At 72.6% G+C, this 9,736-nt stretch carries 2 protein-coding genes; both read right to left on the bottom strand.

The window, feature by feature from the left end; genetic code table 11:
* The coding region (locus G6045_RS36295) for a type I polyketide synthase (protein WP_165336484.1) at positions 1 to 3,682 on the bottom strand (3,682 nt) is incomplete at its 3' end.
* A 55-nt stretch (positions 3,683 to 3,737) separates the two neighbouring features.
* Entirely contained in the window at positions 3,738 to 9,677 is a 5,940-nt protein-coding gene (locus G6045_RS36290; protein ID WP_328708029.1) for an SDR family NAD(P)-dependent oxidoreductase, read from the bottom strand.
* Positions 9,678 to 9,736 lie beyond the last annotated feature (59 nt).

Here is a 9,736-nt window from a genome sequence, read left to right as displayed (position 1 = left end):
GGCGGACGGCGGGCGGATGGGCGGGGAAGGTGAGCCGCCGGCCGTCGCGGCGCGGGCTTGGGGGTGCGGCAGCGGACAGGAGGTCATGGAGTGCGGCGGAGTCCAAGGGGACTCCGGCCGCGGCCAGTTCGGCCACCGAACGCATGAGGTGCCGGACATCGTGGCGGTCCGGGGCGTCCAGGGCCACGGCGAGGTGTTCACGGTCGCCCAGGATCTTCCGGATCCAGTCGGTGCACAGGGACTTGGGTCCGTGCTCGATGAACACGCGCACACCGTCCTGCCAGGCGCGTTCCACCGTGCCCACGAAGTCGACCGTGTTGATCACCTGGGAGGTGATCGCGTCGGCGGCGGCGTCCGCGCTCGCCGTGTAGTGCTCGCGGGTGCCGCAGGTGTAGAAGCGAACATCCGGTACGTGGCGGGTGGGCCGAAGGTGCAACTCACGCCAGGCATCGCGCACCTCGCGCACCTCGGGCGCGTGCGCGGCCATGTCGTAGTCCAGCGCCAGTGCGTACTGGGGCGAGAGCCGTCGCAGTACCCGCTCGCAGGCGACGGACTCGCCGCCGACGGTGCAGCAGTCGGGGGAGTTGATGCCCATGAGATGCACGGCCGGCTCGGCCGCGATGGCCTCCCGTACCTGTTCGGCACTCGCGCCGACGAGGTGCGTCGCCCACCGTTCACCCGCGATGCCCTCGCGCTCCCACACCCGACGGACGGCGGCGAATGAGCCGGCCAGTTCCTCGGCGAAAAGAGGTGAGGAACCCGCGTCGCGGACAATGGCCGGCGCATCGGTCCAAGCGCCCATCGCGAACAAGGCGTTGACCTCGCCGGAGGAGTATCCAATGGTGGCCTGCGGGGTGATGCCCAGCACGTCACGAGTCAGCAGCGCGTGCAGCTGGCACAGGTAGGACGCGCCCCAGATCTGCCTGACCACACGGTCGGGCTTGTCGTCCTGGTCGTACACCCAGCGGACGGAGCCGGGGAGCGAGCTGGGGCCTTGCCCCAGGCGACGGACCAACTTGGGCAGAGCCAGGGTCAGTTCGCTGCCCATACCCGTGTATGCGGCCGCGCCGCTGGCGAAGGTGAAGGCGATCTCGCCGTCGATCGGGGCCTCGCGGAACGCCACGCCGGGCGGCTGCGGTGCTTTTCCGAGCAGCCATTGCCGGGCAGCCTTCCGGAGCTCGTCCAGCTCAGCACCGTCTCGTGCGACGAGCGCGAGCCGTGCCGGGCCGGCCGGCGACTCCACCTCGGCGGCCAGGGCGTCCAGCACGCCGCCCCGGTCCGCGCCCGAGTACAGGTGCAGCTTCGGCGCGGGTTCGCCCAGCACACCGCGCACTTGGGCACCGCGCAGGGTGCACTGCACCGGTGGTGCTTCAAGTACGCCGGTCCGCACCCGGACCGTTCGCCCTTCCAGCCAGGGGCGTGCCGGTTTCCCGGCACGTGGCCGTACCTGGTGGTGCAGGGCCAGCACGGCCACGGCCACGGAAAGGAGGCCCACCGCGGCGTGAGGGGCGCCGAACAAGGCGGTGGGATCGAAGTGCGGGATCAGCGCAGCGCCGTCATCACCATGCGTCCTTCCTCCCTCCGTGCCCCAGGCGTTGCCCACGTGCAGCTCCGCCGCGCCCTCGTTGTCCTCGCAGTCCTCGTTGTTCTCCAGCAACGCGAGAACTTGGTCGCCGTCCTTCTTCGCCAGCGCCAGGTTCTTGAGGACCAGGACGACGGCCGCGTCCCCAGGAGGCTGCTCGACCCCGAGTTCGGCCAACGCGGCACGGTGTACCGGCTCGTGCGACAGGTCCACGGCGCCGACCACGGCCGCGTCGGCCTCCTTTGCCTGGATCGCCCGAGCGGCGATCTCCAGGGCGGCCAGCCCTGACGCCTCCTCGGCGTGCACAGCGAAGCTCGGGCCCGCCAGGTCCAGTTGGGCGTTGATCCGGTTCGCGGTGATGTTCGCCATGGTGCCGACCACGGCAGGAGAGTCCAATGGGTCGCCGAACGCGTCCCGCTCCAGGTCGTGCGCCCGCAACCGGGCGTTGTACCTCGCCACTTCGGGGTCGCAGCCCATTCCGGTGAGCACCATGGTCCGCTCTCGGGGCAGCCGTACACCGGCGGCCGCCTCCCCTGTCGCATCCAGGAGAAGCAGCTGCTGAGCGTGGGCCGCCTCGAGGTCGCGTGGCGGGAACCGTAGTTCGTCCAACGACACCTCGACCTGCTCGCGCGGCGCAGCATGGTCCGCACCCAGCAGCAGCGCGCGGGTGAAGTCCGCCGTCCCGGCTCCGTTTGCGACGCGTGCCGCGAGCGCGACCACCGCGACCTGTGCCTGTTTGCGCGGCGTGCCCTGGCGCGTTTTGCGCCGCCCGGGCTTGTACCGCTCGCTGAGCCGGTCGGGCCCGTCCGCCCAGGAGTCGACGACGATGTGCGCGTTGTTGCCGCCGAATCCGAACGCGCTGACGGCGGCGCGCCGCGCCCCCGGCCATGTTTCCGTCCCCCGCGACAGCCGAAGCGGCGTCCCCGACAGTGCCTCCAGCGGATCGTCCGAGGCGGGCGACGGGGGGCGAATGCCTGCCTCCATCGCGCCGAGCACCTTCAGCAGCCCGGCCCCGCCCGCCGCCGTGATCAGGTGCCCGAAGTTTCCCTTGGCGGAGCCGATCGCCAGGTCGTCCGCCGCCGCGAACACCCGCGCGGTGCTGAGTACTTCCGTACGATCGCCCACCAGTGTGCCGGTGGCATGACACTCCAGGAGCGACACCGACGCGGGATCCAGGCCCGCGCCCTTGTACGCCGCGCGCATCGCCCGCTCCTGGCCCTCTTCACTCGGTACGAGCAGTCCCGCGCCGCGTCCGTCGTTCGCCAGGCCCACGCCGCGTACGACACCGAGGACCCGACGCCCCTGTGCCACCGCGTCCTCGAGCCGCATCAGGGCGACCAGGACGGCGCCCTCCGCGGGCACAAGGCCGTCGGCCGCCCGGTGGAACGGGCGTGATCGACCCGACCGGCTCAGCGCGGACAGCGCACTGAAACCCGTATGGACGAAGAGATCGTCAGCGCAGTTCACCGCGCCGGCCACCATCACATCCGCAGTGCGGTCGTGCAGCCGGTCGCAGGCCAGCTTCAGGGCGTACAGCGCGGACGCGCACGCGGCGTCCAGTGCGTATGCTCCCGCGTCCAGCCCCAGCGCGCGGGCGGTGAGGTGTGCGGGAAGCCCTGAGGCGAATCGGGAGCGCGGATCGGTCCCGGTGCGGACGTCCGCTCCGGTGCGTCGCCACACCTGCTCCGCGTACGCGGCCATCCCCGCGCTGGGGAAGGAGAGGTTGCCGAGCACCAGACCGGTGCCCGGCGCCGGGCCCGCCTCGTATCCGGCCTCCCGCAACGCCTCCCGAGCGGTGTGCAGAACCCAGCGGACGGAGGGGTCGAGCACACTCAGGTTCTCTGCGGGCAGGGCGAATCCGGTGGGATCGAACTGTTCGTCGAAGCCCTCGACGTAGCCGCCGATGTCGTGCCAGGCCCGGTCCGGTTCGTACATGCCGGGTTGGCCGATGGCCCGTTCGGGAGACAGGCCCCACCGGCCTTCCGGTACCCGGCCGAGCCGGATCCGGCCTTCGGCGACCGTCCGCCACAGGGCGTCCGGGTCGAGTGCGCCGGGCAGCACGCAGCCACGGCCGACGACGGCGATCGGGGGAAAGCGCATGTCTGTCTCATCTCTCGTGCGAGGGCCGGGTGCGCTGGTGGGTGGTGGGCCCCGGTCAGTCGGGCCGGGTGATCAGCTGCACGCCGAGCAGCGCCACGCTGAGGTGTCCGTCGTCGGTCAGGAACACATCGCACTCGGCTTCGTCGCCCCGGACCGGCCCGGCGTGCACCACGCAACGCAGGGCCCCGGAGGCGGGTTTGCGGCCGGAGATCCGCAACTCGCGTACGCCCATGGGAAGTACGGCGCGGCCCAGCCCTTGCGAGGCCCACAGCAGCGCGGTCTGCAGACAGCCGTCGACTGCTGCCGGGTCGCTGCGCCAGGTTTCGTCGGGCCAGCCCAGGGCCTTCGCTCCCACGACGGTCGCGGTGGCGCCGCCCGGCCCCACCGTGTGCAGGGTGCGTACGGCCTGGAAGAGCGGCCCGTGGAAGAGCACGGGGTCGTCGTACGGAGTAGAGAGCGCAGGCGGGCGCAGGCCGGCAGGTTCCGGGGGAGGCGCCGGTGGCTGGCTCTCGCCCGAGATGCGGGCCCGGTAATGCGTGCCGCCGTCCCGTGCCCGCAGTTCCACAGGTCCCTGGGGGAGTTCGGCCCGGACCACGAGGCGGTGCGACGCGTCCTCGGGGCCGTCCAGGGAGATCTTGCGTACGACTTCGAGGTCGGTGAGCGCCGTGGCCCGCCCGGCCCGCAGACACCACTCGGCGGCCAGGGCGAGCGGCACCACGGGAGTGCCCGCGACGGCGTGGTCGGTCAGCTGCGGGTGCGAAGCCCGGCTGAACCGGACTTCGGTGACAGCGGTGGCCGTACCGTCACCGTCGAGGGTGACCGTCCCGGCGTCCGGGGTCAGCAGGACGCGTACGTCCGCCGGATCGCCGTGGTCGAGCTCGGCGACGAACGCCCGGGCGCCGTCGGCGAGGGGGATCAGCGGGATGCCGCGCTCCTCGAAATGGGCGGCGAGTTCGGGTCGCACCATTCCGCCCTGCCAAGGCCCCCAGGCAAGCGCTTTGACCAGGCAGTCGGGGCGCCGGGCCCGTTCGGCGACGGCAAGATGCTCCAGGGTCTCGTTGGCCATGGCGTAGTCGCACTGCCCGGCGTTGCCGGCCCACGCGGCCACGGACGAGAACACGCACAGGAGGTCCAGGGGATCGTCGGCCACCGCGGCGAGCAGGGCCCGCAGTCCGTCGACCTTCGTACGGAAGACTCGTTCGAACTGCTCCTGCGTCTTGTCGGCGATGTTCTTGTCGGCGAGTACGCCGGCGGCGTGCACCAGACCGGTGACCGGACCCCACTGGGCGCGTACCTCGTCCAGGACCGCGCGGACGGCGGTCTCGTCGGTGGCGTCCACCGCGTGATAGCGGGCCGTGGACCCGGCTTTCTCCAACACCTCGAGTGTGGCGCGTACTTCACGCTCTGCGAGTTCGGCGTTCACCGCGGCCCGCACGGCGGCAGGCGTGACCGGTTCGCCGCCGGCCCGTGCCCGCTCCAGGATCAGCGCCCTGAGCGCCGCCTCGGTCTGTGCGGTGGCGAGTTCCGGGTCCGGTGTGGCGGGCAGCGGGGTGCGGCCCAGCAGAACGAGGCGGGGCCGGTGCGTGCGGGCGAGTTCCGCCAGACAGGCGGCGGTCACCCCACGGGCGCCGCCGGTGACGACGATCACCGAATCGGGGCCGAGCCGCCCGCCGTACGCACCTGCCGGACCTGTGTCACCCTCGACCGGCGTCGCGCGCAGCACCGTCCGGCCGCCGTCGGTGCGCAGTCCGACGTCGCTGTCGCAGCCGCCGGTCAGCAGCTCCTGCGCGAGTTGTTCCGCGATGGCGTCCGGGGCGCGGTCGCCGCGCGCGCAGTCGATCGCCCTGACCGTGGCCCGCGGCCACTCCCGGGCGGCGGTCCGGGCCAGCGCGGCGAACCCGCCAAGAAGGGGGCGTCCGCAGTCGGCGCCGGTGCCGAAGTCGCCCCCCGTGTCCTGGACCGTCACGAAGGTGCCACCCTGCTCGGCCAGTCGGGGCGCGATGGTCCGTGCGACGCGAAACGCGTCCCGTACGCCGTCGAGCATCTCGTCCTTCGCCGGGGCGAGTCCGCCGAGATGGATCACCGCCGCGGTATCCGAGGGCACCGTGTCGACGGCCCGAGCGGTCAGGCCCCGGCGACGCAGTGCCGCGACCAGCGGCTCGGTGACAGCGTTGTCGCAAGGCGTGACGAGGACCTCTTCGTCCTGCAGACCCACCGGGGCGAGGCCCGGTGCGGGCTCGGGCACGCAGCGCGGTACGAGGCGGGCGAGGCCGCGGCCTGGATCACCCTCCGGGTCGGCGTCGGACGCTTCCGAGGCAGCCCCGCCGGCCGAACCGCCGCCGGCGGGCTCGCGCTTGGCGCCGCCGAGGCGGGCGGCGATCTCGCCGAGGGTGCGCAGCCGGCCCAGTTCGGCAGGGTCGACGGGAGGCAGGTCGGGCAGGGCCGTACGCGCCTTGGACAGCATCTGGACCCGCTTGATGGAGTCCACCCCCAGGTCCGACTCCAGGTCCATCGTGGTGTTGAGCATGTCCGTGGGATAGCCCGTCAGATCGGCGACGATGCCGAGCAGAGCGTCCTCCAGACTCTGGCCCTCGCCGGGTGCGGATGTCGGTGCCGGTGCCTGTGCCGGGGGTTCGGGCGCGGGAGTCAGGGCCTCCGGCGGGGGCATCGGTGCCGGGGGTGCCGGGGCAGCGGCGGGTGCCGGGGCGGCACCGTTCGTGACGTACGGTCCCGGCTCGGGCGCTGCGTAGGCATGGGTGACAGGCGGTGCGGGCATCGGCTCGATCCGGGGCGCGGGCAGGGCGACCGGCTCAGGAGGGGCTGACAACTCGGGAACCGGCAGAGGAGATACGGGAGTCGAGGAGGCGCCGCCGAGCACGGCTGTCAGCCCGGTCAGGGACGCCTCGGCCGTCCGCATGAAGGCGATGTGGCTCTGCGCCATCGCGTGGGTGTACGCGGCATGCACCTCGCCGGTGCGGCGCTGGGTCTCCTGGAAGGTGCTGAACCAGTCCGGTGTGACGGGAGCGGGCGGCGCATAGCCGGCCGGCACCGTCGAGGGCGGTGCGCTGTCGGCCGGTACGTATTCAGGAGCCGGCTCTTGGTATTCCGCTGCCGGTTCCCGGCGCGGCTCGGGCTGATTCCCTGCCGGAGCCCCGGCGCTCTGCGCGGCGGCAGGCGGCGGCAGTTCGAGCTCCGCGCGCGCCGGAGGGTTGGGCTTGCCGTGGTTCACACCGAGAATCTGCGTGGTCATGGCGTTCCTTTTCTCATCGGGTTCGGGCCGGGGCGGGGCATACGGTGCCCACAGCTCCTGGAAGTTCAGGGGCACGCCTGCCACGGAGAGCCGGCCCAGCGCTTCGTGCAGGCTGGTGATTCCGCTGCGGCCCTTGTGGTCGAGGCTCACCGCGAGGTGCGGCCGGTCGCCGAGGATCTGGCCGACCAGACCGGTGAGCACCGCACCGGCACCCACCTCGAGGAAGGTGCGTACTCCGGCGGCGTACATCGCCTCGATCTCGTCGGCGAACCGCACCGGCGACACGAGATGTTCGCCGAGCCGGCCGCGTACGGCGGTGGGGTCCTCGGGATAGAGGTCCGCGTCCGCGTTGCCGTACACGGGAATCCGGGGCGCGGTGATCTGCAAGTCGTCGAGGAACGCGCGGAAGGGCTCGGCCGCGGGGGCGATGAGCGGGCTGTGAAACGCGGTCGCGGTGCCCAGACGGTGCACCTCGAGCCCGGCGTCGGCGGCGTGCCGCTCCGCCTCGGCGATGGCGTCAGTGGTGCCCGAAAGGACCGTCTGCTGAGGCGAGTTGTGATTCGCCGCCCAGATCTCCTCATGGTCGAGGAGCGTGAGCAGCCGGTCGGCACGGCGCGCCGGCCCGGTGACGGCGAGCATCGCACCGGGCCGCTCTCCAGCGTCACGCATCAGTTCGCCGCGGCGCCTGGCGAGCCGCACCAAGGTCTCGGCGTCGAACGCGCCCGCCGTGTGCAGGGCGACCAGCTCCCCGAAGCTGTGTCCGGCCACACAGTCCGGCTCCAGGCCGAGTGCGGACAGCACCCGCAGGAGTGCCAGGCACTGCACGGCCAGCGCAGGCTGCGCCCACTCCGTCGCGGTGAGCAGCGACTGCTGCGCCTTCTCGTCGGCGGGCGTGAACCCGGGGCGCGGGAAGACCACGTCGTGCAGCGGCCGGCCCCCGACCGGCCAGGCCGCCGCCTCGTCCCAGGCCCCGAGCGCCTGGGGAACGTGCAGCGCGACCTCGGCGCCCATGCCGGTGTACTGGCTGCCCTGCCCGGAGAAGACGAACGCGGTACGGCCCGGCTGTGGCGGGCGCCCCGAGTAGTGGCTGCCGCCCGGCAGGCTGAACTCGCCCTCCGGGTCCCGGGCGATCGCGGCATCCGCCTGGTCGAGGCGCGCGGCGAGCTCGTCGAGATCGGCGGCCACGACCGCGAGGCGGGCCGCGTCGGTGGGGCGGAACTCCTGCTGGCTGCGACGGGCCACGTCGGGCAGGTGGCCGCCGGCTCCGCCCAGCTCCTGGGCCCGCTGCCGAAGAGCCGAGGCGGAACCGGCGCTGAGCAGGACCAGCTCGGTCGGCGCCGTGCGGAAGCGCCAAGCCGGCCTGCCGTCCGAGGTGCCCTCGGCGGGTACGTACTCCTCCGCCGTGACATGGAAGTTGCTGCCGCCGAACCCGAAACTCGACACCGAGGCCCGCCGCGGATGCCCGGGACCCCGTACCCAGGGGCGAGGCGCGGTGTTGAGGTAGAGAGGGCTGGCCGCCATACCGAGGGCGGGGTTCGGGCGGTCGACCTTGATCGTCGGCGGCAGCACCTTGTGATGCAGCGCGAGGACGGCCTTGAGCAGACCGGCCGCACCGGCGGCCGCCTTGGTGTGCCCGATCTGCGACTTCACCGACCCGAGCGCGCACCATTGCGCGTCCGTACGGCCGGATGCGGCGAACACCTCGGCCAGCGCCGCGAACTCGGCGGCGTCCCCGGCCTTGGTACCGGTGCCGTGCGCCTCGACCAGCTCCACGGTGTCCGGGCCGTAGCCCGCCATCTCATACGTACGCCGCAGAGCGCGGGCCTGGCCGGCCGAGAGCGGTGCGTAGATGGCGTTGCCCTGGCCGTCGGAGGAGGTGCCGATGCCGCGCAGCACGGCGTAGATGCGGTCGCCGTCCCGTTCGGCGTCGGCGAGACGCTTCAGGGCGAACATCACCAGGCCTTCGCCGAGCATCGTGCCGTCCGCCTGATCGGAGAACGGCCGGCAGTCACCGGTGGGCGACAGGGCGGGTGTCTTGCTGAAGCACAGGTACATCATCGGGTCGTTGAGCGTGTCCACGCCGCCGACCAGCATCAAGTCGGCCCTGCCCAGGGTCAGTTCGCTGACCGCTGCCGACAGGGCGGCCAGCGAACTGGCGCAGGCGGCGTCCATGGTGCAGTTGGTGCCGTGCAGGTCGTAGCGGTTGGCGATGCGTCCGGCCACCACATTGCTGAGCAGCCCCGGGAAGGTCGCTTCCTGCCACGGGACATAGTGCTCCGCGATGCGGTCGCAGGCGGCGCGTGCGGTCTCCTCGTCGAAGCCGCTCGCGCGCAGCGCCTTGTGCCAGACGGGTCGCTCGAGGCGGCCGGCCATATGCGTCAGGAGCTTCAGAGCACAGGTCCCGATCATGACGCCGGCGCGTTCGCGCTCCGCTTCGGACAGCTTGCCTCCGGTGTCCGCGAGCACCCGCTCGGCGGCGACCAGGGCGAGCAATTGGGCTGTGTCGGTGGCGGGCAGCGTGTTGGGTGGCGTGCCGAAGGCGAGCGGGTCGTACGCGACCGGGTCGAGGAACGCGCCGCGGCGAGCGTAGGTCTTGTCGGGGGCCGCGGGATCGGGGTCGTAGTGGTCCTCGGGCAGCCAATGGGTGGGCGGGACGTCCGTCATCAGGTCCCGGCCCGTCATGACGTCTCGCCAGAAGCCGTCCGTCCTGGTGGACCCGGGGAGCAGGGAGCTGACGCCGACCACGGCGATGGCGAGGGGGTTGGAGGCATGGCCGGACGCGGGGGGCGGCGCGGCGTCCGGCC

The sequence above is a fragment of the Streptomyces mesophilus genome (assembly GCF_011044995.1).
Lineage (GTDB): Bacteria > Actinomycetota > Actinomycetes > Streptomycetales > Streptomycetaceae > Streptomyces > Streptomyces mesophilus.
The sequence above is the reverse complement of the archived record's forward strand: the minus strand, read 5'-3'. Positions and strand labels throughout refer to the sequence as shown.